Annotated in this window: 20 protein-coding genes; 10 read left to right on the top strand and 10 right to left on the bottom strand. The window is 71.0% G+C overall.

The window, feature by feature from the left end; translation table 11 throughout:
- Nucleotides 1-42 precede the first annotated feature (42 nt).
- The gene (fabG, locus tag HDA32_RS21615; RefSeq protein ID WP_179644948.1) at nucleotides 43-801 is read right to left on the bottom strand and encodes a 3-oxoacyl-ACP reductase FabG; all 759 of its coding nucleotides are present in this window, start codon (nucleotides 799-801) and stop codon (nucleotides 43-45) included.
- Nucleotides 802-1,055: 254 nt separating this feature from the next.
- Between fabG and HDA32_RS21610 the strand changes: the two genes are divergently transcribed.
- On the top strand, nucleotides 1,056-1,832 hold the full coding sequence (locus HDA32_RS21610; RefSeq protein WP_179644947.1) for an amidohydrolase family protein: 777 nt from the start codon (nucleotides 1,056-1,058) through the stop codon (nucleotides 1,830-1,832).
- On the opposite strand, the gene HDA32_RS21605 is transcribed toward HDA32_RS21610, so the two are convergent.
- Complete coding sequence (locus HDA32_RS21605; RefSeq protein WP_179644946.1) at nucleotides 1,781-2,686, bottom strand: amidohydrolase family protein; 906 nt, start codon at nucleotides 2,684-2,686, stop codon at nucleotides 1,781-1,783. The two genes, HDA32_RS21610 and HDA32_RS21605, sit on opposite strands and share 52 nt — an antisense overlap.
- Nucleotides 2,687-3,014: 328 nt before the next feature.
- Here HDA32_RS21605 and HDA32_RS21600 point away from each other — a divergent pair, with 328 nt between their 5' ends.
- The 3 genes from HDA32_RS21600 (at nucleotide 3,015) to HDA32_RS21590 (ending at nucleotide 5,751) form a co-directional block, all read left to right on the top strand.
- Nucleotides 3,015-3,848, top strand: a complete 834-nt coding sequence (locus tag HDA32_RS21600) for a glycerophosphodiester phosphodiesterase (RefSeq protein WP_246334447.1) — start codon at nucleotides 3,015-3,017, stop codon at nucleotides 3,846-3,848.
- Between the two features lie 237 nt (nucleotides 3,849-4,085).
- Nucleotides 4,086-4,640, top strand: coding sequence for an ATP-binding protein (locus HDA32_RS21595; RefSeq protein WP_312863277.1), 555 nt, complete (start codon nucleotides 4,086-4,088; stop codon nucleotides 4,638-4,640).
- A 241-nt stretch (nucleotides 4,641-4,881) separates the two neighbouring features.
- Nucleotides 4,882-5,751: a Sco1979 family transcriptional regulator gene (locus HDA32_RS21590; protein WP_179644945.1), complete on the top strand. Its 870-nt coding sequence runs from the start codon at nucleotides 4,882-4,884 to the stop codon at nucleotides 5,749-5,751.
- A gap of 263 nt (nucleotides 5,752-6,014) precedes the next feature.
- Here HDA32_RS21590 and HDA32_RS21585 read toward each other — a convergent pair whose 3' ends face one another.
- The 5 genes from HDA32_RS21585 to HDA32_RS21565 all read right to left on the bottom strand — a co-directional run bounded on the left by HDA32_RS21585 (nucleotide 6,015) and on the right by HDA32_RS21565 (nucleotide 11,262).
- Nucleotides 6,015-6,245: a DUF397 domain-containing protein gene (locus HDA32_RS21585; RefSeq protein WP_179644944.1), complete on the bottom strand. Its 231-nt coding sequence runs from the start codon at nucleotides 6,243-6,245 to the stop codon at nucleotides 6,015-6,017.
- A 303-nt stretch (nucleotides 6,246-6,548) separates the two neighbouring features.
- On the bottom strand, nucleotides 6,549-7,217 hold the full coding sequence (locus tag HDA32_RS21580) for a potassium channel family protein (protein WP_179644943.1): 669 nt from the start codon (nucleotides 7,215-7,217) through the stop codon (nucleotides 6,549-6,551).
- Between the two features lie 20 nt (nucleotides 7,218-7,237).
- Complete coding sequence (locus HDA32_RS21575) at nucleotides 7,238-8,641, bottom strand: TrkH family potassium uptake protein (protein WP_246334446.1); 1,404 nt, start codon at nucleotides 8,639-8,641, stop codon at nucleotides 7,238-7,240.
- A gap of 210 nt (nucleotides 8,642-8,851) precedes the next feature.
- Entirely contained in the window at nucleotides 8,852-10,105 is a 1,254-nt protein-coding gene (gene nhaA / locus HDA32_RS21570; protein WP_179644941.1) for a Na+/H+ antiporter NhaA, read from the bottom strand.
- Between the two features lie 239 nt (nucleotides 10,106-10,344).
- Nucleotides 10,345-11,262, bottom strand: coding sequence for a cation diffusion facilitator family transporter (locus HDA32_RS21565; protein ID WP_179644940.1), 918 nt, complete (start codon nucleotides 11,260-11,262; stop codon nucleotides 10,345-10,347).
- Between the two features lie 138 nt (nucleotides 11,263-11,400).
- Here HDA32_RS21565 and cmtR point away from each other — a divergent pair, with 138 nt between their 5' ends.
- The gene (gene cmtR, locus HDA32_RS21560; protein ID WP_281370402.1) at nucleotides 11,401-11,748 is read left to right on the top strand and encodes a Cd(II)/Pb(II)-sensing metalloregulatory transcriptional regulator CmtR; all 348 of its coding nucleotides are present in this window, start codon (nucleotides 11,401-11,403) and stop codon (nucleotides 11,746-11,748) included.
- 77 nt (nucleotides 11,749-11,825) lie between these two features.
- Here cmtR and HDA32_RS21555 read toward each other — a convergent pair whose 3' ends face one another.
- Together HDA32_RS21555 and HDA32_RS21550 are read right to left on the bottom strand one after the other, a co-directional pair.
- On the bottom strand, nucleotides 11,826-12,611 hold the full coding sequence (locus HDA32_RS21555; protein WP_179644938.1) for a (2Fe-2S)-binding protein: 786 nt from the start codon (nucleotides 12,609-12,611) through the stop codon (nucleotides 11,826-11,828).
- A complete protein-coding gene (locus HDA32_RS21550) occupies nucleotides 12,608-13,096 on the bottom strand; it encodes a MarR family winged helix-turn-helix transcriptional regulator (RefSeq protein WP_246334445.1) in 489 nt (162 codons plus the stop codon). Before HDA32_RS21550 ends, HDA32_RS21555 begins: the two co-directional genes overlap by 4 nt.
- A gap of 215 nt (nucleotides 13,097-13,311) precedes the next feature.
- Here HDA32_RS21550 and HDA32_RS21545 point away from each other — a divergent pair, with 215 nt between their 5' ends.
- Together HDA32_RS21545 and HDA32_RS21540 are read left to right on the top strand one after the other, a co-directional pair.
- Nucleotides 13,312-16,506 (top strand): efflux RND transporter permease subunit, encoded by a 3,195-nt coding sequence (locus HDA32_RS21545; RefSeq protein WP_179644937.1) that lies wholly within the window; start codon nucleotides 13,312-13,314, stop codon nucleotides 16,504-16,506.
- 148 nt (nucleotides 16,507-16,654) lie between these two features.
- Nucleotides 16,655-16,804 carry a hypothetical protein gene (locus tag HDA32_RS21540; RefSeq protein WP_179644936.1) on the top strand — a complete coding sequence of 50 codons (150 nt, stop codon included), beginning with the start codon at nucleotides 16,655-16,657 and terminating at the stop codon, nucleotides 16,802-16,804.
- A 178-nt stretch (nucleotides 16,805-16,982) separates the two neighbouring features.
- On the opposite strand, the gene HDA32_RS21535 is transcribed toward HDA32_RS21540, so the two are convergent.
- Nucleotides 16,983-17,435 (bottom strand): ATP-binding protein, encoded by a 453-nt coding sequence (locus HDA32_RS21535; protein WP_246334444.1) that lies wholly within the window; start codon nucleotides 17,433-17,435, stop codon nucleotides 16,983-16,985.
- A gap of 626 nt (nucleotides 17,436-18,061) precedes the next feature.
- Between HDA32_RS21535 and HDA32_RS21530 the strand changes: the two genes are divergently transcribed.
- The 3 genes from HDA32_RS21530 to HDA32_RS21520 all read left to right on the top strand — a co-directional run bounded on the left by HDA32_RS21530 (nucleotide 18,062) and on the right by HDA32_RS21520 (nucleotide 21,839).
- The gene (locus HDA32_RS21530) at nucleotides 18,062-20,107 is read left to right on the top strand and encodes a PhoX family protein (RefSeq protein ID WP_179644934.1); all 2,046 of its coding nucleotides are present in this window, start codon (nucleotides 18,062-18,064) and stop codon (nucleotides 20,105-20,107) included.
- Between the two features lie 76 nt (nucleotides 20,108-20,183).
- Nucleotides 20,184-21,260, top strand: a complete 1,077-nt coding sequence (gene mgrA / locus HDA32_RS21525) for an L-glyceraldehyde 3-phosphate reductase (protein WP_179644933.1) — start codon at nucleotides 20,184-20,186, stop codon at nucleotides 21,258-21,260.
- Between the two features lie 78 nt (nucleotides 21,261-21,338).
- The gene (locus HDA32_RS21520) at nucleotides 21,339-21,839 is read left to right on the top strand and encodes a GNAT family N-acetyltransferase (RefSeq protein WP_179644932.1); all 501 of its coding nucleotides are present in this window, start codon (nucleotides 21,339-21,341) and stop codon (nucleotides 21,837-21,839) included.
- The last annotated feature ends 206 nt before the right edge of the window (nucleotides 21,840-22,045 follow it).

Here is a 22,045-nt window from a genome sequence, read left to right as displayed (position 1 = left end):
GTGACGGTCTGACGGTGGACGTCTGGATCAGGGGTGGGCGGGTCAGTCGAGCGGGCCGCCGGCGACGTAGATGACCTGGCCCGAGACGAAACCGGCCTCTTCGCTGGTCAGGAACGCGATGGTGGCGGCGATGTCCTCGGGGCGGCCGGGGCGGCGCACCGGGATGTTGGCGGCGGCGGCGTTCTTGAAGTCCTCGAAGTCCATGCCGACCCGCTCGGCGGTGGCCCTGGTCATGTCGGTGACGATGAAGCCCGGCGCGACCGCGTTGGCGGTGACCCCGAACTTGCCGAGCTCGATCGCCAGCGTCTTGGTGAAGCCCTGCAGGCCGGCCTTTGCCGCGGAGTAGTTGGCCTGGCCGCGGTTGCCCAGCGCGGAGCTGCTGGAGAGGTTGACGATCCGGCCCCAGCCCTGGTCGGTCATGTGGGCCTGCGCCGCCCGGCTCATCAGGAACGAGCCGCGCAGGTGCACGCCCATGACGGTGTCCCAGTCGGCGTCGGTCATCTTGAACAGCATGTTGTCGCGGATGACGCCGGCGTTGTTGACCAGGATGGCCGGGCCGCCGAGGCGTTCGGCGACCTGGGAGACCGCCGATTCGACCTGGTCGCCGTCGCTGACGTCGGCGCCGATCGCGACCGCATTGCCGCCCTCGACGGTGATCGCGTCGACGGTCTGCCGGGCGTCGGCCTCCTTCAGGTCGACCACGGCGACGGAGTGCCCCTCGGCGGCGAGCCGGCGCGCCGTGGCGGCCCCGATCCCCCGGGCGGCCCCGGTGACGATCGCGACGCGGGAAGCCTGTGACATGTCTACCTCCAAATGGTGGTCCGGAACACGCTGTGGTGATCCTATCCACTTCATACCGACTGGGTGGTATGTGGGGTGGTGATGGCGGTGTCACCCCGCGGCCGGGGACGCGGGGCGGCCCGGCCCGCCGGTGCGGGTGGCGGGCCGGAGCGGGCCGCGGGCGCTACGGTGATGGCGTCCCCCGGGTTCCCCGCGCGGCCGCGCGGGGGAGGGAGAGCGGGCGCCACCGGCCCCGCGCTGGAGAGGCCACGACGTTGTTCGACGCTCACCTGCACATCATCGAGCCGCGGTTCCCGATCGCCGCCGACCGGGACTACCGGCCGCCGCCGTTCACGGTCGCGGACTACCGCGCCCGCGTCGCGGCGCTCGGAGTCACCGGCGGCGCGGTCGTCACCGGTTCGTTCCACGGCTACGACCAGGCCCACCTGATCGACGCCGTGCGGGAACTCGGCCCCGGCTTCGTCGGCGTCGCCCAACTGCCGGCCGGCACCTCCGACCGCGAACTGCGCGACCTGCACGCCGCAGGGGTGCGGGCGCTGCGCCTCAACCTGTACCGCGGCGTCGCCACCGACATCGACGCGCTGGTCCACCTGGGCCTGCGCGCCGCCGAGCTGCTCGGCTGGCCCTGCGAGCTCTACGTCGACGCCCGCGACCTGCCCGGGCTGCGGTCCAGACTGGCCCCGCTGCCCCGCATCAGCGTGGACCACCTGGGCCTGTCCAGGGAGGGGCTGCCGGCCCTGCTCGACCTCGTGGCCTCCGGCGCCCGGGTCAAGGCCACCGGATTCGGCCGGGGCGACCTCGACGTCCCGGCCGCCCTGCGCGCCGTCGCCGAGGTCAACCCCGGCGCCCTGATGTTCGGCACGGACCTGCCCTCCACCCGCGCGCCGCGGCCCTTCGCCGACGCCGACCGCGACCTGGTCGCCGAGGTGCTCGGCGGCGACGCGGCCGAACGCGTCCTGTCGGCCAACGCGCTGGACTTCTACGGGGCGCGGTGCGGGCCCGCGCCGAACAGCCGGGCGGCGTTGCCGTAGAGGACGCCGCGCAGCCAGTCCCCGCCCAGGTCCAGCTCCGCCAGCGCGGTGAGCTGATCGGCATAAGGGTGGGGGATGTTGGGGAAGTCCGTCCCGAGCAGGACGCGCCCGCCCAGGTCGGCCAGCCGGGGCAGCTCCGCGCGCGGGAACGGCGCGGAGCGCTCGGTGAACGCGGTGAAGACCATCGTGGTGTCCAGGTGCACTCGCTCGTAGCGCTCGGCCAGGTCCAGGAACTCGGTGTACTCCGGCGCCCCGCAGTGCGCGATGATCGCCGGCAGCCGCGGGTGCTCGGCCAGCACCTCGGCGAACGGTCCCGGCCCGGTGAAGGCCCCGCCGTGCGGCCCCGACCCGCAGTGCACCACGACCGGGGTGCCGGAGTCGGCGAGCGCGCCCCACACGTCCGAGAGCAGCGGGTCGCGGGGGTCGTACCCGCCGACCTGCAGGTGCGCCTTGAACACTCGGGCGCCGTCCTCGATCGCCGCGGCCGTGTAGCCGCCGGCTCCCGGCTCCGGGTGGAAGGTCGCGGTGCGCAGGCAGTCCGGTGTCCGCTCGGCGAAATCGGCGGCCCAGGCGTTCAGCCACTCGGCCATTCCCGGCCGGTGCGGGTAGAGCATGCTGGTGAAGCGCCGCACGCCCAGCGCGCGCAGCAGCTCCGTCCGCTCCCGCTCCCCGCCCCGGTACCTGATCGGCCAGACGCCCTCACCGAGCTCTTCGAAGAACCGCCACACCTTGACCAGGACGTTCTCGGGCATGAAGTGGGTGTGCACGTCGATGATCCCCGGCAGCCCGAGCCCGGACCACAGGGCGCGGACCGGGGCGGCCTCGTCGTCGTGCGGCGCATCGGTGGTCGTCATGCCGGCCACTCTAGAAGCCGACCCGCCGGCCGCTCCGCCCCCGGGCCCCTTGATGCAGAGGGGGCCCCACCGGCGGCGGTGGTGGTGCCACCACGTGCCGAGTGGGGACAGCCCGCCAATACGGTGCGTGACCGGATTTGCGGCCCTGTGCGCGGTATGGTGACGCTACGAGTTCGGCCGCCGGGATGTGGCCGGCCGCGTCCCGGCGGTGCGGCATGTCCTCCGTCCCTCCATCGGACGCTCACCCGGCTGCCACCGAGCGCTAACCAGAGCCGGTGAGGGTTGTGGGCAACGGCCCCACCGGGAGAGATCGAGAGGGGCGGTGCCGATGCCCGCCGTCGAGTTCCCCGTCCCGCCGCCGCGCGAGCGCACCGGCACCGGACCCCGGATGCGGTCGTCGATGATCATCGTGGCCCACCGTGGAGCCTCGGCCTACGCCCCCGAGAACACCCTGGCCGCCCTGCGCGAGGCGCACCGGCGCGGCGCCGACATGGCCGAGCTGGACGTGCGCCAGACCGCCGACGGCGCGTTCGTGGTCATGCACGACCCCACCCTGCGCCGCACCACCAACGCCGGCGCGGTCTTCCCCGAACGGCGGCCCTGGCGCGTCTGCGACTTCACGCTCGCCGAGATCCGGCGGCTCGACGCGGGCTCCTGGTACGGCCCGGCCTTCGCGGGCGAGCCGGTGCCCACCCTGGAGGAGGCGCTGGAGACGCTGAAGGACAACGGGCTGGGCGCGCTGGTGGAGCTGAAGGTGCGGCGCCGCGATCCGGCCGCGGCCCTGCGCCTGATCGGCCGGATCGCCGCCGACCCGCACTGGCGCGGCGCCGGCGCCGACTCCCGGCTCATCCTGCAGAGCTTCGACTGGACGGCGCTGCGGGGGATCGCCGAGCACCTGCCCGGCGCCCGCACCGCCGTGCTGGGCACGACCTACAGCAGGCTCGCGCTGCGCAGGGTGGCCCGCTACGCCAGCCAGGTCAACCCGCACCACCTCCGGGTCAGCGCGCCTTATGTCCGCCACGTCCACGAGCACGGGCTCACGATGTTCAGCTGGACGGTCAACACCGACAGCGCGATCCGCAGGGTGATCCGCGACGGCGTGGACGGCATCATCTCCGACTACCCCGACCGCGTCGCCGGGCACCTGGCCGTCGCGGCCTGAACGCGCTCCGCGCAAGGTCCCGCACGCAGCGAGAAGTCTGCTCTTTGTCGACGCCGCACAGAATCGCGGTGTTTTTTGTCCACACTTCATCTGATGGACGAGGGCCGATGTTCTAGGATGTTTGCAAGAGGCGCATGCACGTGCATTCGGGCCTTGCATCTGCATAATCCTCGGAGAATACTGGCGTCTGCGTGCCAGAGACATACGAGCGATCGAGACGACTGCAAGGGGATCGCGGTGACCGGACATTCAGCCCAAGAGTCGGTGAGGAGGACATCGGGATGGGAATGGACGTCCTCGGCCGCTCTCAACGCGAGCATCCCCCAATCCTGGTGGCTTCCCGCCCTGCAACACGGTGCGCTGCGCTGGGAGGCCCACAGGGGCCCTGCCAGCCATGACAGCACGTCGTGGAGCCTGGAGCCCGACTACGGCGCGGTGAAGGTCGCGCGCGAGCTCGCCATGGCGGTCCTGCGGGAATGGGGCATGTCCCGCATGGCCGGCGACGTCGAGCTCGTGGTCTCCGAACTGGTCACCAACGCGCTGCGGCACGCCGGCGTCCGCGCCTTCGACGCGCCGGGATGCGAAAACGTTATCCAGTTGAGCATGATGCGCCGGGGCGGCGAGTTGATCTGCGCCGTCCGGGACGGCAGCGACCAGCTCCCGGCCCAGCGCGAACCCGACTTCATGGCCGAGAGCGGACGGGGACTGCACCTGGTCGCGTGTTTCAGCCGCAGTTGGGGGGCGGTTCCCACCGTTCCCGATGGGAAATTCGTCTGGGCGCTGTTCACCTGAGCCCTGATTCGCACGAGGGCACGGAGGCCTGCTCCACGACGGCGCACCGGTACGAGCTTCCGGACGCCCGAATATTCGTCGTGGGCGGACAATTGCCGAGCAGACCCCTCCGTCCGCTATATCGTGTAGGAGTCACCGAGGCGGTGACTCCAGCGGTTCCCTTGGGGAGGGGAGCCGGCACGGGTCCCTTGGGGAGGGGAACCGGCGCTGACGCAGGAGCAAGGGTGGGGAGGCAGCAGCGGTGAGCGTCGCTCAGCCGGAGCCGGGCAGCGGCCCGACCGTGCGTCGGATCCTGCTCGGGTACCAACTTCGCAAGTTACGTGAGGCCAAGGGCATCACCCGAGCGGACGCGGGCTACAAGATCCGCGGTTCCGAATCCAAGATCAGCCGCCTGGAACTCGGCCGGGTCGGCTTCAAGCTGCGCGACGTCGAGGACCTGCTGACCCTCTACGGCGTGACCGACCCCAAGCAGCGCGAACCCCTGCTCTCCCTGGCCAAGGAGTCCAACAAGGCCGGCTGGTGGCAGCAGTACGGCGACGCCCTGCCCAGCTGGTTCCAGTCCTACGTGGGCCTGGAGGAGGCCGCCACCCGGATCCGCACCTACGAGGCCCAGTTCATCCCCGGCCTGCTGCAGACCGAGGACTACGCCCGCACGGTCATCACGGGCGGCTCCAACAGCAGGGATCCCGAGGCCGACAACCGCGTCGCCGTACGCATGCGGCGCCAGCGGCGGATCACCGAGAACCAGAGCGCCAAACTCTGGGCGATCATGGACGAGGCGGCCGTCCGCCGTCCCGTCGGCGACGGCCACATCATGAAGCGGCAGCTCGAACGGCTCATCGAGTTCTGCGACTACACCAACGTCACGCTCCAGATCATCCCGTTCAGCGTGGGCGCGCACGCCGCCGAGGCCGGGTCCTTCACGATCCTGCGCTACCCCGAGTACGACCTGGCCGACATCGTCTACCTGGAGCAGCTCACCGGAGCGCTCTACCTGGACAAGCGCGATGACATCGACGCCTACACGATGGCGATGGAGCGCCTGAGCGTGGCCGCCGAGCCGCCGAACAAGACGGCCCAGATGCTGAAGAGCATGATCAGCGACCTCTGACCGGGGTCCGACCGCCGCGTTCGCGGGGCGGGGTGGGACTTTCGGGGTCCGGATCCACCGTGCCGCCGGCGCCGCGCACACTGCGGCGGCCGACCCCCTGTGCGGACCCGGTCGTCGAACATCGGTGAGGGGCCGGCCAGGCCGGTGGAAGCGGCCGGAAGGCCCGTGAAAAGGGGGAGGAGCTCCACCCCCCGAAACCCAGTGGAGCTCCCCGGGCGCCGTTCTGCACGGCGCGAGCCGATGGTGCGCGAGGCGCGCGGGGGCTAGCTCAGCAGGTTGTCGAAGTCGCCGTCCTTGGCGCCCAGGATCAGCGCGTCGATCTCGGCCTGGGTGTAGACCAGGGCCGGACCGTTCGGGAAGCGCGAGTTGCGCATCGCGATCGACCCGTCGGACAGTTTGGCCATCTCCACGCAGTTTCCGCGGGAGTTGCTCCGCCGACTCTTCTGCCAGGCGACTTCGAGCTCGGTCGCGGAAATGCCGTTGTAGGCGCTCATGGGGAAGCTCCCTCGTTCAGCTCGTGTGGACCAGCGCGATGCCCCGTGCTCATGCACACTCCAATGCACGTGCATCCGCACCGTACTTTGAACAGGATAGCGCACGTGCATGAGAAACGGCTGAGGGTTCCCCCGGTATCGGTGGTAGGAAAATTCGTGCAAAGCACCGTACGAAATTGCACGAAGCAACCCGCCGCCGTGGCGGGGTCGGCGAGCGAGGCGGCTCGCCGACCCCGCCACGGCGGCGGAAGGGGCCCGTTCGGCGACCGCCGGACAGCGGCGCCGAGCGGGCCCGCCGGGCCCCTAACTGAGCTCGGCGAACTTCTCCACGCGGTCGGTCTCGCCCGCGACGATGATGATGTCGCCCTTCTGCGGCACCGTCTCGGCGGTCGCGTAGGTGAACCGCTCGCCGTGGCGCTTGATGCAGACCACGGTGATGCCGTGGTGGGCCCGGATGCCGGTCTCGCCGAGCTTGCGGCCGAGGATCTCGCGCGGGGCCCGGGTCTTGCCGAGCGCGAAGTTCTCCTCGATCTCGACGTAGTCCAGCATGCGGCCCGAGACCAGGTGCGCCACGCGCTCGCCCATGTCGTGCTCGGGCAGCACCACGTGGTGGGCTCCGATCTGCTGCAGGATGCGGCCGTGGCGGCGGCTGATCGCCTTGGCCCAGATGTGCGGCACGCCCATGTCCACCAGCATGGAGGTGGTCAGGATGCTCTCCTCCAGATGGGTGCCTATGGCCACCACCGCCCGGCTGAACTCCTGCGCGCCGATCTGGCGCAGCGCCTCGTCATCGGTGGAGTCCGCCACCACGGTGTGGGTGAGGGAGTCGGCGTAGGCCTGGACCAGGCGCGGGTTGCTGTCCACGCCCAGCACCTCCCAGCCGTGGGTCACGAGTTCGTGGGCGAGCGAACTGCCGAATCGACCCAGCCCGATGACGAGCACGCGATTGTCGTGGGTCTTGTTACGCTGCACTGCCTTGTCTCCTCGTGGTCTCAACCGATGATGGGGCGGGCCTCGGCCAGGTCGTAGCGCCGCGTGCGCTCGCGCAGCGCCAGTGCCGAGGCGAACGTGATGGGTCCGATCCGCCCCGCGAACATCAGTACGGCCAGCACGACCTGGGCCATGGGCGGAAGGTCGGGGGTGATGCCCGTGGACAGCCCCACCACGGCTGAGGCGGACACGACCTCGAACAGGATGTTCTTCAAGTCGAACGGTGTGGTTATCAGCATGAAGACGGTGGCGACCACCACGACCGTCATCGACAGGAAGGTGAGGCTGAGCGCCTGCCTGATGGCGCTGGAGGACAGCCTGCGGCCGAACGCGTGCACGTGCGGGTGGCCGCGGATCTCGGCCCAGACGACGAGCCAGATCACCGCGAACGTGGTCACCTTGATGCCGCCGGCGGTCCCGGCGCTGCCGCCGCCGACGAACATCAGCATGATCGTGACGAACAGCGTCGGGTCCCGCATCTCCCCGACGTCGATGACGTTGAGGCCGCCGCTGCGCGGCATGATCCCGTGGAAGGCCCCGTCCAGGACCTTCTGCCCCGGGCTCATGGGGCCCAGCGTCGCGGGGTTGGACCACTCCAGCGCGGTGACGACGACCATGCCGCCGAGGAACAGCAGGGCCGTGGTCCAGACGGTCAGCTTGGCGTGCAGGCTCCACCGCCGCGGCGAGGAGATGTGCCGGCGTAGTTCCAGCAGCACCGGGAAGCCGATGCCGCCGAGGATCGTGGCGCAGGCGACCGGGATGAGGATGACGGGGTCGCCGGCGAAGCGGGTCAGGCTGTCGCCGTAGATGGAGAGCCCGGCGTTGTTGAAGGACGACACCGCATGGAAGACGCCGCTGTACAGGGCGTAGTGCGGGTCGATGCCGTGGGCGAGCCACATGCGCGGCACCAGGATCAGGGCCAGCACGGCCTCGCACAGCAGGCTCGCCTTGAGGATGCGCGTCGCGATGCCGCGCACCTCGCCGACGTTGAGCGCCCGCGTCTCCGTCTGCACGCTCAACTGCATCCGCAGCCCGAACCGGCGGATGACGACCAGGCCCAGCAGCGAGGCCAGCGTCATGATCCCCAGGCCGCCGGCCTGGATGAGGCCGAGGACGACGAGCTCGCCGAACACCGACCAGTGCTCGCCGATGTCGACGACGGCCAGTCCCGCCACGCACAGGGCCGACGTCGAGGTGAACAGCGCCTGGACCAGGGTCGCGCCGCCGGGGTCGGCATGGGCGAACGGCAGCATCAGCAGCCCGGTCCCGATCAGGTCGACCACGGCGAAGATCGTCACCAGCAGCCGGGCGGGCCGCCCCCAGCCCCGGGGCGCACCCGTCGGCAGCCCCAGAAGGGGACGCCCCCGGTGCAGCAGCCGCAGCGGCCGCAACAGCCGGCCGCGCATTCCGCGCAGACTCCCCACCATGTTCCGCCTGCCATCTCACGTCGAATGATCGCCGAAGGCGACATTTCCACCGAGGTCGAAGGTAACGCCGTCGCGCACGTGGGACTAATCGACCTGCGGTGCGGCGGACTGCAACGGTGAACGAGCGCGGCCCGGCGGAAGGTTCCCCGCCGGGCCGGACACGAGCGTACCCGCCGATATCGTCGGCGGTCAGTCGATGCTGCCCCCGGAGTCGGTGCGGAGTTCCGGCATGCCGTGCTTGCGGTAGTGGGCGCTGCGCACCATCAGGATGCCGGAGGCCAGCACGGTCGCGATGAACGAGGCGACGAGGACGCCGGCCTTGGCGTGGGCCAGCATCTCCGGATGCTCGGGGAAGGACAGCTCGGTGATCAGCAGGGAAACCGTGAAGCCGATTCCGGCCAGCAGCGCCATGCCGATGATGTCGATCCAGTTCAGCGCCGGATTGAGCTCGGCCTTGGTGATCTTGGTGGTGATCCAGGAGCCGCCGACGATGCCGACCAGCTTGCCCACGACCAGGCCGAGCATCACGCCGATGGCGGCCGAGTCGGTGAACATCGTGCCAAGGCCCTCGAAGGCGACGCCCGCGGCCATCAGCGCGAAGATCGGCAGCACGAGCCCGGCCGACCAGGGACGCAGCATGCGCTCGATCAGGTGGCTGGGGTCGGCGTCCTCCCCTTCGAGGGGCTTGGTGCGCATCAGCATGCCCATCGCGACGCCGGCGATGGTGGCGTGCACGCCGCTGGCGTGCATCAGCGTCCAGATGGCGAAGGCGAGCGGGACGTAGACCAGCCAGTTCGGGACCGGGGAGCGGTTCAGGGCCGCGGCGAGGCCGCGCCCCTGCTGCAGGTAGCCGAACACCGCCAGCAGCGCGACGGAGCCCAGCAGCGGCAGGAACGCCAGGTGGTCGGTGTAGAAGACCGCGATGACCACGATGGCGCCGAGGTCGTCGACGATGGCCAGGGTCAGCAGGAACGTGCGCAGGGCCGGCGGAAGGTAGCGGCCGACCACCGCCAGGATCGCCACGGCGAAGGCGATGTCGGTGGCCATCGGGATGCCCCAGCCGCGCAGCGCGTCGCCCTGGCCGATGTTGATCCCGACGTAGACCAGCGCCGGCACCACCATGCCGCAGATGGCGGCGATGATGGGCAGCATCGCCCGGCGGGGGTTGCGCAGCTCGCCGTGGACGAACTCCTGCTTCAGCTCGTTGCCCACGATGAAGAAGAAGATCGCGAGCAGGCCGTCGGCGGCCCACGCCTCGACCGAGAGGTTCAGGTGCAGCGACTCGGGGCCGAAGCTGAACGTGCGCATGGCCTCGTAGGCGCCGCCCAGCGGTGAGTTGGCCCAGATCAGGGCGATGGCGGCCCCGGCGATGAGGAGGAAGCCGCCGACGGCGTCCTCACGCAGCAGCTCGCCGAGCGCACGCGGAGCGCGGGTCTTGGTCATGGAGATGTGCCCCCCCCGAAAAATCGATGGCCGGTACGATCGCCGACCAGACTTCCCGGCACACCCAGTGCGCGCCTCCTCCGGCGCGCGAAGAGGACCCTTTTCGGAATCCTCACGTGACTATGCCAGCTCAATGGGTGGTTTGTCCAAGGGCGACCGGATCGGCGGGGCGCGGCCGGGACCGGCCATCCGCTGCTTCCCGGGTTCTCCGGCGCCCGTGGTCGCCGTGTGGCCTCAGATCACTGGTGTCGCGCTCCTTCGTGGTCGACGTGGCCCGCGGGCTCCAGTTGCAGGGTGGAGTGCTCGACGTCGAAGTGCCCGGACAGGCACGCGTGCAGCTCGTCGAGTATCCGCCCGGTGTCGCCGAGCCGGCCCTCGTCGACCACCACGTGGGCGGACATGACCGGCACGCCGGAGGTGATGGTCCAGGCGTGCAGGTCGTGGACGTCGAGTACGCCCGGCTGGGCGAGCAGGTGCCGGCGCACCTCCTCCAGGTCGACGTCGCGGGGGGTGGCCTCCAGCAGCACGTGCACCGCCTCGCGCAGCAGGTTCCAGGCCCGGGGGACGATGAACACCGCGATGGCCAGCGACGCGATGGAGTCGGCGCGCTCCCAGCCGATGAGCCAGATGAGCAGTCCGGCCGCGATCACGCCCACCGAGGAGAGCATGTCGCTGAAGACCTCCAGGTAGGCTCCGCGCAGGTTGAGGCTCTCGGCCTGGCCGCGGCGCAGCAGGAGCAGGGAGGCCAGGTTGACCACCAGCCCGACGGTGGCGACCACGAGCATGACGGGGCCTGCGACGGGCTCGGGGGAGAGGACCCGCTGCACCGCCTCGTAGCCGATGTAGCCGCACAGCAGGAACAGCAGCAGCGCGTTGACCGCGGCCGCCAGGATCTCGGCGCGCTGGTAGCCGAACGTCCGCTTGTCGCAGGAGGGGCGGGCCGCGATCCACACGGCGAACAGCGCCAGGACGATGCCGAAGGAGTCGGCGGCCATGTGGCCCGCGTCGGCCAGCAGCGCCAGGCTCCCCGCCGCGAGACCGCCGATGATCTGGGCGACCATGACGACCAGGGTCAGACACAGGACGAGGACCAGCCGCCCGCGATGGGCCGCGGCCGCGGTCGCATGTCCATGGCCGTGGCCATGGCTGGTGCCCATGAAGCCTCCTCGTGTGACGGGCTAGTCCGCTGCGGCGGACCGGTTGCCGCGCGGGGGCCGGCGGCCGTGCCGGCCCGAGGACTGTTCAGTCCCTACTGTTTATACAGCCCAGGCTGTCTATACAGCAAACTATGTACAATGGTTTTCATGTTGACCTCCGAGCAGCGCCTCTCCGCGATCCAACGCCTCGGCCGAGCCCTCGCGGACCCCACCAGATGCCGGCTGCTCCTGGCCCTGCTGGACGGTCCCGCCTATCCCGCACAGGTGGCCGAGCAGCTTGGTCTTACCCGGCAGAATGTTTCCAATCACCTCGCCTGCCTGCGCGAATGCGGCCTGGTGACCGCGACCGCGCACGGACGGCAGGTGAGTTACGCGCTCGTCGACGCGTCGCTGGCCCACGCGCTGGAGGACCTGCTGGACGTGGTGTGGGGCGTGGCCGCCGACCACGTGCCGCCGGGCGAGACGGTGCCGGTGCGGGCCGGCTGAGCGCGGTGTCCATACCCCAAGGCTGCGTCTGAGAACCGCGCCCGCGCCACCGCGATCGCGGATCTGTGGAAAACAGCTCAGCGCGCTTCGGCCAGGGCCTGCCGCCACTGGCGCCGCATCGTCGCCGGCTCCAGCAGCGAGCAGTCCCCGCACATGGAGCCGCGCGGCGCCCGGTAGTACAGGCAGCAGGAGCGCCGCACGAAGAAGCGCTCGGGCCGTGCGGGGTCGGGGCGGGCCGTGGTCCCCAGGCCGGCCATGGGGCCGCGGGCGATGAGGGCCGTGGCGATCGCGTCGGCCGCACCGGCCCACTCCGGCCGGTCGCGCGAGATCATCTGCACCGCGCCCCCGACCGCCGAGGCCGCGTTGCCCCACAGCAGACGCTCCGCCACCCGCACGCGGGCGCGCACCGCGGCGACCAGCGGCCGCAGGTGCCCCTCGACCACCGTCCGGTGCAGCCCCGCGGCCACCGCTGCGGGATCGCCCGGATCGGCCGCGGCGGCGCGCGGGCGCACCAGGACCGGCGCGATCGGCCGGCCGGGCTCGTGCCTCCAGTGCAGCTCGGCGGCAGGCAGCTCCAGCAGCGCGCCGCCGCACGCGGACGCGAGCGCGGGGGAGCACACCCAGGCCGCGAACCCGAGGAACGCGATCGACGCCGACACCCGCGGCTCCGCGGGCTCGTGCAGCTCCTGGACCAGCCCGATCCGGGCGTCCAGCAGCCGGGGATCGGAGTACAGCCCGGCGAAGGAGTGCCGACCGGGCTCCGAGGGCGCGGCATCGGCGGCCGACAGGCCGAAGAAGCCGCCCATCCCGGCGACATCGCCGATGACCCGCAGGACCTCCGGGCGCGGCAGGCCGCGGGTCATCGGGACCCGCCCCCTTCCTCTTCGGCCGACTCCGCCTCCAGGGCCTCGCACAGCGCCTCGAAACCCCTGACCAGGTCGGCCAGCGTGGCGGTGTCGAGTCGGGCGAGGGCGGCGTAGTGGCGCTGGTGGCCGGCGCCCGACATCTCCGCCATCAGCCCGCGGCCCTCCTCCGTCAGGTCGATCCGGCGCACCCGCCGGTCGCGCGGGTCCTCGCGGCGGCACACCAGTCCCCGGGCGACCAGGCGGTCGACGATGCCGGTGAGGGTGGCCATCCCCACTCCGGCCCCCTCGGCCAGCTCGTGGGCCGCCATCTCACCGTCCAGGGAGAGCCGAAGCAGCACCTTCAACTGCTGGATGGTCAGCGAGGTGGTCAGCAGCGGCAGCGACCGGTCGCGCGCGAACATCCTGAGCTGGCGCTGCTCCAGCTCCCTGAGCCGCTCGATCAGCTCGTCCTTCTCCGTGCCGGCCACATCTTCCATCGTCATCCCTGACACACCGCTGACACACCCCTATTCTTCCCCTGATTTGTATCACCTCGATGTGATTTTTAAAGTGACACGAAGTATCGTGAAAGGTGCGTGCCCGGCAAACCCCGCGCGGAACCCCGTACCCCGTGTCCGCGTGGCGCAGGGGAATTTCGGCCGCTCGTCGCAGCGGCAGCCGTAACCAGCGCGAACAGCCTTCGAGGAGCACCACTTCCATGTCCAGATTGGCCAAGATGAGCCTTGGCAACCGGGCGCTCATCCTGCTGATCACGCTCGCGTCGATCCTCTTCGGCCTGATAGCCGCCGGATCCGCGAAACGTGAGCTCATGCCGTCGCTCGAACTCCCCATGGCCATGGTGGGCGCCCAGTACCAGGGCGCGTCACCGCAGGTCGTGGAGAACGAGATCACCGGGCCGCTCGAGCAGGCGGTCAAGGGCGTCTCCGGCGTCACCGGCTACACCTCCACCTCCAGCACCGGCTCCTCCTCGGTCATGGTCGAGTTCGACTACGGCGACTCGACCGACGACGTGGTCCGGTCGCTGCAGCAGGCGGTCGACCAGGCCGCCCCGATGCTGCCCGACGACGTCGACCCCTACGTCCAGGCGTTCAGCATCGACGACATGCCCGTCGTCATGCTCGCGGTCGGCAGCGGTGAGGGCGACGAGCAGGCGCTCGCCGAACCGCTGCAGGAGCAGGTCGTCCCCGAACTGGAGTCCATCGACGGCGTACGCGGAGTGCAGGTCACCGGCGTGCGCGAGTCCACCGTCACCGTCACCCCCGACAGCGACGAGCTGGAGGACGCCGGGCTCAGCACCGGCGACCTGACCAGCGCGCTGCAGGCCAGCGGCACCCTGTCGCCCGGCGGCGACATCACCGAGGACGGCCGCTCCCTCACCGTGACCACCGGCGGGCAGCTGGAGTCCCTTGAGGACGTGGAGGACATCTGGCTGATGCCCGGCGACGCCTCCGCCGGTTCCGCCGGTGCCCCGCAGATGCCGCAGGGGCCGACCGGCGCGGCGGCCGCCGCGCCCGAACCGGTCCAGCTCGCCGACGTCGCCGACGTCGAACTCAAGACCGACGAGGCCAGCAGCATCGCCCGCACCGACGGCCAACCCAGCCTCGGCGTCATGATCACCAAGACGCCCGAGGGCAACACCGTCGAGATCTCCGAGGCGGTCCAGGACCGGCTCGACGAGCTCGGGCCGCTGCTCGGCGAGGACGCCGACATCACCGTCGTCTTCGACCAGGCGCCCTTCATCAACGACTCCATCGTCGCCATGGCCGAGGAAGGCGCGCTGGGCCTGGCCTTCGCGATCATCATCATCCTGGTGTTCCTGCTGTCGATCCGCTCCACCGTGGTGACCGCGGTGTCCATCCCGGTGTCGCTGCTGATCGCGATGCTGGGCATGCAGGCGTTCGGCTACTCGCTGAACATCCTCACCCTGGGCGCGCTCACCGTCGCCGTCGGCCGGGTCGTCGACGACTCGATCGTGGTGCTGGAGAACATCAAGCGGCACATGAGCTACGGCGAGGACCGCTACGGCGCCGTCTACACCGGCGTCCGCGAGGTCGCGGCGGCCATCACCTCGGCCACCCTGACCACCATCGCGGTGTTCCTGCCCATCGGCTTCGTCGGCGGCCAGGTCGGCGAGATCTTCCGGCCGTTCGCTGTCACCGTCAGCATCGCGCTGGCCGCGTCGCTGCTGGTGTCGCTGACGATCATCCCGGTGCTCGCCTACTGGTTCATGCGGCCCAAGACGGTGCCCCCGGAGCGGCTGGAGGAGATCAAGGCCGAGGAGTACCGGCGCGAGCTGCACACCCCGTTGCAGCGCATGTACCTGCCGGTCATCCGCTGGTCCACGCGGCACCGCGTCATCACGCTGACCGCGGCCGTGCTGGTCTTCGTCGGCACGATGGCGCTGGTGCCCAACCTCAAGACCAACTTCCTGGGCGACCAGGGCCAGAACACCCTCTACGTCACCCAGGAACTGCCGGTCGGCACCTCCCTGGACAGCGCCGACGAGGAGGCTCGCAAGGTCGAAGGCGAGCTCGACGGACTCGCCTGGATCGAGTCCTACCAGTCCTCCATCGGCGGTGGCGGCATGGCCGCGATGATGGGCGGCGGCAGCGCCGACACCATCCAGTACACCATCACCACCGACCCCGACGGCGACCAGGCGCAGTACCGGGACAAGCTGCGCCAGACCCTGGCCGAGGTCGACACCGAGTCCGCCCCCGCCGTCGACGAGACCGGCGGCATGGGCGGCTCGACCCTGGAGGTCGAGGTCAAGGCCGAGGACTCCGAGACGCTGCGCGAGGCCGCCGGCACCGTCGAGGACGCCGTCCGCGACATCCCCGGCGCCGACGACGTGCAGAGCAGCATCGCCGCGGAGCTGCCGGCCCTGGAGGTCAGGGTCGACGGCGAGCAGGCCGCCGAGGAGGGCCTCACCGAAGGCCGGATCGGCCAGGCCGTCAGCGAGGCGTTCCAGGGCGCCACGGTCGGCACGGCGACCGTCGACGACGTCCAGCGCGACATGGTCGTGCGCGTCGACGAGGCACCCGGCAGCGTGCAGGCGCTGGAGGACCTGGAGATCACGACGCCGGCCGGCGAGCAGATCGAGCTCTCCGAGGTCGCCGACGTCGAAGAGGTGCGGCAGGCGCCCGAGCTCAACCGCAGCGACGGCGTGCGCAGCGCCACCGTCTCGGCGACGCCGACGGCCGACGACCTCGGCGCCGTCTCGGCCGAGCTGGCGACCGCCCTCGACGGACTCGACCTGCCCGAAGGCGCCACCGCCACCATCGGGGGCGTCACCTCCGACCAGAACGAGGCCTTCGCCCAGATGGGCGTCGCCATGCTGGCGGCCGTCGCGATCGTGTACCTCATCATGGTGGCGACGTTCAAGAGCCTGATGCAGCCGCTGATCCTGCTGGTGTCGATCCCGTTCGCGGCGACCGGGGCCCTGGGGCTGCTGCTCATCACCGACACCCCGCTCGGCCTGCCCGCGATGATCGGCCTGCTGATGCTGATCGGCGTCGTGGTCACCAACGCGATCGTGCTGATCGACCTGATCAACCAGTACCGCCAGGAGGGCATGGAACTGCGCGAGGCGGTCGTCGAAGGTTCGCGGCACCGGCTCCGCCCGATCCTGATGACCGCGTTGGCCACCGTCGGCGCGCTGACGCCGATGGCCCTGGGCATCACCGGGGGCGGGGCGTTCATCTCCCAGCCGCTGGCGATCGTGGTGATCGGCGGCCTGATCACCTCCACGCTGCTGACGCTGATCCTGGTCCCGGTGCTCTACGCCATGGCCGAGGGCCGCAAGGAGCGCCGGGTCAAGCGCCGGCGGGAGCGGCGCGAGGCCAAGATCGACGCCGTGCGCACCGAGCAGGAGCAGGCGGCGACCCGCTAGAGACGGCCGGCGAGCGCCGCGTCCCCCGGTGGCGGGGGCGCGGCGCTTCTTTCGCGGGTGCGGCCGAACGGGGGGCGGGCGCCCGGTCGGCGTCGCGCCGCGCGGCCCTGATTTGTTATAGCGCCCCCATGGAGGGCAAGCTTCGCGTATGGATCGCATCAACACCGACCTTGACGAGCTCGTTCGCGAGGAACTCGGCGAGGAGCCGTCGCAAGAGGCCAAGGACTACGCCCGCGAGCTGTACGAGAAGTACCGGCTGCCCGCGACCCCCGACACAGACCCCGAGGAGGCCACATAGTGCATGGGCAATGGCCCATCGACCATGCCGCAGGACCGGGCGTACTGACGAGTGGGGTCTCCCCATGTGGGGGACCCTTCGTCATGTCCGCCCGCGCCCGTCCGCGGCGATCCCGGTCCTGCGGGCGGTGCGGCCGCCGGTCCGGGCCCGCGAGGCCGGGACCGGTGCCGCAGGCGCGCTAGGCGGCCGGCAGGGCGTCGCCGGGCTCCCAGGTCAGCTCGAACCAGACGAGGCGACCCAGCCCGCCGTCGCGGGGCTCGGTGCCCCACTTGGCGGCCAGAGCCTCGACCAGGTCCAGTCCCCGGCCGTGCTCGCTGGTGTCGTAGGGGTCCCGGTGCTGGGCGCGCGGCAGCTCGGGGCTGCCGAGGTCGCGCACCTCCACCCGGGTCCAGCCCTCGGCCAGGTAGACCGCCACCTCGAACTTGCCGCCGGGCGCGCCTGAGGCGCTGTGGGTGAGGGCGTTGGTGGCGAGCTCGCTGGTGAGCAGTGTCGCCGTGGGAATCTCGGGGGACGAGCCGAGCTGGCGCTCCACGAATCGCCGGGCGTGCTTGATCTGGTTGGCCAGTCCAGGGAATCGGCGCCGGACCGCTACGCCGTGGACATCGGACGGGAGAATGGGGCGCTCTTCCATGGGATTCGCCGGAGGGTCGGTGGAGGGACGGGCGGAGCATGTGCGCGGCAAGGGCACCTGAACGTGCGCCTGCGGCTGCGCGGTAGGGACGTCGGGCATGGTGATCACTCCCCAGCGACGTGCGTCGGCGTCACGTCGGGTTCAAGCCGCGGATGACGTGCGTGGGGTGACCCTCCGCCGGGCGTCCGATGCCATGGAGGTCACGGCGCGAGGGAAGCGGGTGGTCACGCGTGGGGCAGTGTGTGCGATGGTGTCGGACTGCGCGGCTACGGACTTCCTGTCCACGGTCAGGATACGCGGACTGACTTCCGGTGACCTCGGTGGGGTGGCGGGTGGCCGGAATCTGTGGACAACCGGCCCGTTCGCCGGGGAGTGGCGTCTCTCCGAGGGTCACTACTGGTCGCCGGAGCCGTTCTATGAGTTACTGGTGTTGTGGGAGGTGAGCGCGTGCCGAGAAGTTGTCGCCGCATTAACCACGGATTCACCGCCCCGAGTGTCTGTTTTGCCAGGCTGACGGCCGTTTGGCGGATTGTGTCCGCCCGACGGTCGGCCCTACCGCGCGGCGCCCCGCGATTCCCACACTCCGCGCGCCGGGCCGGTCCCCCCGCCTGTGACAGGAGGAAGTAGTGTCTGATTCCGCGCCCCGCCGCCGACTGTTGCCCCTCATCGGCCACAATGGAGGGAGATCCCGCGCCACCTGCCGCTTCCGCTGCGGCGACGCCTGCTTCCACGAGGCGCCCAACACCAGCGCGAACGAATACTTCGGCGACATCTACGCCGGCGTGCTCTCCCGCCGCAACGTGCTGCGCGCCGGCGCCGTCGGCGCGGGCGCGACCGCCGTCGGCCTCAACGGGGCCTTCACCCCCGCGCTGGCCGCGCCCGGCGGAAGAGGCCCCAACCCCCGCCTCGGCTTCAAGGCCGTCGAGCCCAACACCGTCGACGCCGTCACCGTCCCCAAGCACTACGACCACCGCGTCGTGATCCGCTGGGGCGACCCGGTCGCCGCCGACGCCCCCGAGTTCGACTTCGCCGGCCAGACCGGGGAGGCCCAGGAGAAGCAGTTCGGCTACAACTGCGACTACGTGGCCTTCTTCGAGCTCGACGACCGCCGCGGCCTGCTGTGGGTGAACCACGAGTACACCAACGAAGAGCTGATGTTCGACGGCTACACCGACGGCAGCGCCGCAGACCTGGAGCAGATCAAGGTCGGCCTGGCCGCGCACGGCGGCTCCATCGTCGAGATCGAACGCGTACGCGCCACCGGCGCCTGGAAGCTGGTCACCAAGGGCGAGCGCCCCTACAACCGCCGCATCACCGCCACCACGCCGATGAGGATCACCGGCCCCGCGGCCGGCCACCGGCTGCTGCGCACCCAGGACGACCCCGCCGGGACCGAGGTGCTGGGCATGCTCAACAACTGCGCCGGCGGGACGACGCCGTGGGGGACCGTCCTCACCTGCGAGGAGAACTTCAACCAGTACTTCGTGGGCGGCGAGGACGCCCCCGCCGAGGCCAAGCCGGCGCTGCGGCGCTACGGCATCGCCACCAGCGGCGACACCCGGGAGGGCAACCGGCGCTTCGACCGGGTGCAGGAGCGCTTCGACCTGTCCAAGCACCCCAACGAGGCCAACCGCTTCGGCTACGTGGTGGAGATCGACCCCCTCGACCCCACCTACAAGCCCCGCAAGCGCACCATGCTCGGCCGCATCAAGCACGAGGGCGCCACCACCCGCATCACCGAGGACGGCAGGGTCGCCGTCTACATGGGCGACGACGAGCGCTTCGACTACATCTACAAGTTCGTCACCGCGAAGAGGTACCGCGAGGGCTCGCGCCGCCACAACGACACGCTGCTGGATTCCGGCACCCTCTACGTCGCCAGGTTCACCGGCAACAGCCCGGACGAGGAGATCGACGGCTCCGGCGCGCTGCCCTCCGACGGCAGGTTCGACGGCTCCGGCGAGTGGGTCCGGCTGTGCGACAACGAGCGCAGCTACGTCGAGGGCTTCAGCGTCGCCGAGGTGCTCGTGCACACCCGCCAGGCCGCCGACGCGGTCGGCGCCACCAAGATGGACCGGCCCGAGGACTTCGAGCCGAGCCCGGTCACCGGCAAGGTCTACTGCGCGCTGACCAACAACACCGCCCGCACCCCCGAGCAGGCCGACGAGGTCAACCCGCGGGCGAACAACAAGTTCGGCCACGTCCTGGAGATCACCGAGAAGGGCGACGACGCCGGCGCCACGGCGTTCGGCTGGATCGTGCCGATCGTCTGCGGCGACCCCGAGGACGAGAGCACCTACTTCGCCGGCTACGACAAGTCCAAGGTCTCCCCGATCTCCTCGCCCGACAACGTCACCTTCGACGCCCGCGGCAACCTGTGGATCTCCACCGACGGCCACCCCGGCACGTTCGGCAACCACGACGCGCTGCACGCCGTGCCGGTGGAGGGCAGGCACCGCGGTGAACTGCGGACGTTCGCCACGGTCCCGGCCGGAGCCGAATGCTGCGGCCCCTACATCACCCAGGACCAGAAGACGGTGTTCATCGCCCCCCAGCACCCCGGCGACGGCGGCACCGTGGCCGACCCCGTCAGCACCTGGCCCGACGGCGACTTCCCGCGCCCGTCGGTGGTCTCCATCTGGCACACCAAGGGCAAGGACATCGGCTTCTGACCGCGCCCGGCCCGCCGCGCCCGCCCCGCCGCCGTGCGGGACGGGCGCGCGGTGCCGACGTGGGAAAATGGCGCCCATGGTGCGAAAAGCCGACATTCCGCGTCTCGATGTGCCCAGCGCAGGCGTCTACCAGGCCGACCCGGCCCGCTACGACGACCGGATGCCCTACCGCAGGACCGGCCGCAGCGGCCTGGACCTGCCGGAGGTGTCGCTGGGGCTGTGGCACAACTTCGGTGACGACCGCGCGCTGGACACCCAGCGCGCCATCCTGCGCCGGGCGTTCGACCTCGGCATCACCCACTTCGACCTGGCCAACAACTACGGCCCGCCGCCCGGCTCGGCCGAACTGAACTTCGGCCGGATCCTGCGCGAGGACCTCCGCCCCTACCGCGACGAACTCGTGATCTCCACCAAGGCCGGCTACGACATGTGGCCCGGCCCCTACGGTCAGGGCGGCTCCCGCAAATACCTGCTGGCCAGCCTGGACCAGTCACTGGCGCGCATGGGACTGGACCACGTCGACATCTTCTACAGCCACCGCTTCGACCCCGACACGCCGCTGGAGGAGACGATGGCGGCGCTGGACCAGGCCGTGAAGTCGGGCAGGGCCCTCTACGCCGGCATCTCCTCCTACTCGTCCGAGCGCACCGCCCAGGCCGTGGCGATCCTGCGCGACATGGGCACCCCGCTGCTCATCCACCAGCCGTCCTACTCCATGGTCAACCGCTGGATCGAGGAGGAGGGGCTCCTCGACGCGCTGGAGCGCGAAGGCGCCGGCTGCATCGCCTTCTCGCCCCTGGCCCAGGGCATGCTCACCGACAAGTACCTCAGCGGCATCCCCGAAGGGTCGCGGGCCGGCGCGGGCAAGTCGCTGTCCCCGGACTGGCTGACCGAGGACAGCCTCGGCCGCATCCGCGCCCTCAACGAGATCGCGCAGCGGCGCGGCCAGTCGCTGGCCCAGCTCGCGCTCGCGTGGGCGCTGCGCGACCGCCGCGTGACCTCGGTGCTGATCGGCGCGAGCAGCGTGGCCCAGCTCGAGGACAGCATCGCCGCCGTGCACGCGCCCGAGCTCACCGACAAGGAGCTCGCCGAGATCGACGCGCACGCCCAGGACATCGGGATCAACATCTGGAGCAGGTCCAGCCGGAGCTGAGCCCGGGCGCGCCCCGCCCGCGCGGGGCGCGCACCCCGGCCCGGTCTCCCGGCGGAAGGGACGTGCGAGGATGGGGCGATGACGACCGTGCGCCCGGCCCGTAGCGACGACGCCCGGGCGATGAGCGAGATCTTCCACGCGGCCGCCGCGGTCGGCTGGGCGCACTTCCTGCCGGGCGGCGAGCTGGCCGCGGAGCCCCTGCGCCCGGAGGTCTACGCGGCGGCGCTTCGCGCACCGGAGGTGACGGTGTTCGCCGCCGAACACGGCGGCCGCGTCGTCGGCTTCGCCGTCACCCGCGAATCCCAGGACGGCGACGCCGACCGCGGCGTCGCCGAACTGCACATGCTCTACGTCCACCCCGACGCCTGGGGCGGCGGCGCGGCCCGGCTTCTGATGGCGCAGGCCCTCGCGCACTTCCGCTCCGGCGGCTACGCCGAGGCCACCCTGTGGACCGCCGTCGACAACCACCGCCCCCGGGCCTTCTACGAACGCCACGGCTGGGTCCCCGACGGAACCCGCCGCTCCAAGACCCGCTTCGGCGTCACCTTCACCGAACTCAGGTACCGCACCGCGCCGTGAAACCCGCGGAGCGGCCCGCGGCCGTGCGTGGGCTCGAAGGGGGAGAACGCTCGCACGGCCGCGGCGGGGCGCCGGGGGAGGACACCCACGGAGAACTACTCTCCGGTAACCCCATGATGCCGTCCCCGCGCCGACGACGCAACGTGACCGCACCATCGCCCGGCGGCCGCCTGTAACACTGATCACAGATGGGTGTCGATCAGGTC

Origin of the sequence: Spinactinospora alkalitolerans (assembly GCF_013408795.1) — a bacterium.
Classification (GTDB): Bacteria; Actinomycetota; Actinomycetes; order Streptosporangiales; family Streptosporangiaceae; genus Spinactinospora; species Spinactinospora alkalitolerans.
This window is presented reverse-complemented; position numbering and strand designations above follow the sequence as displayed.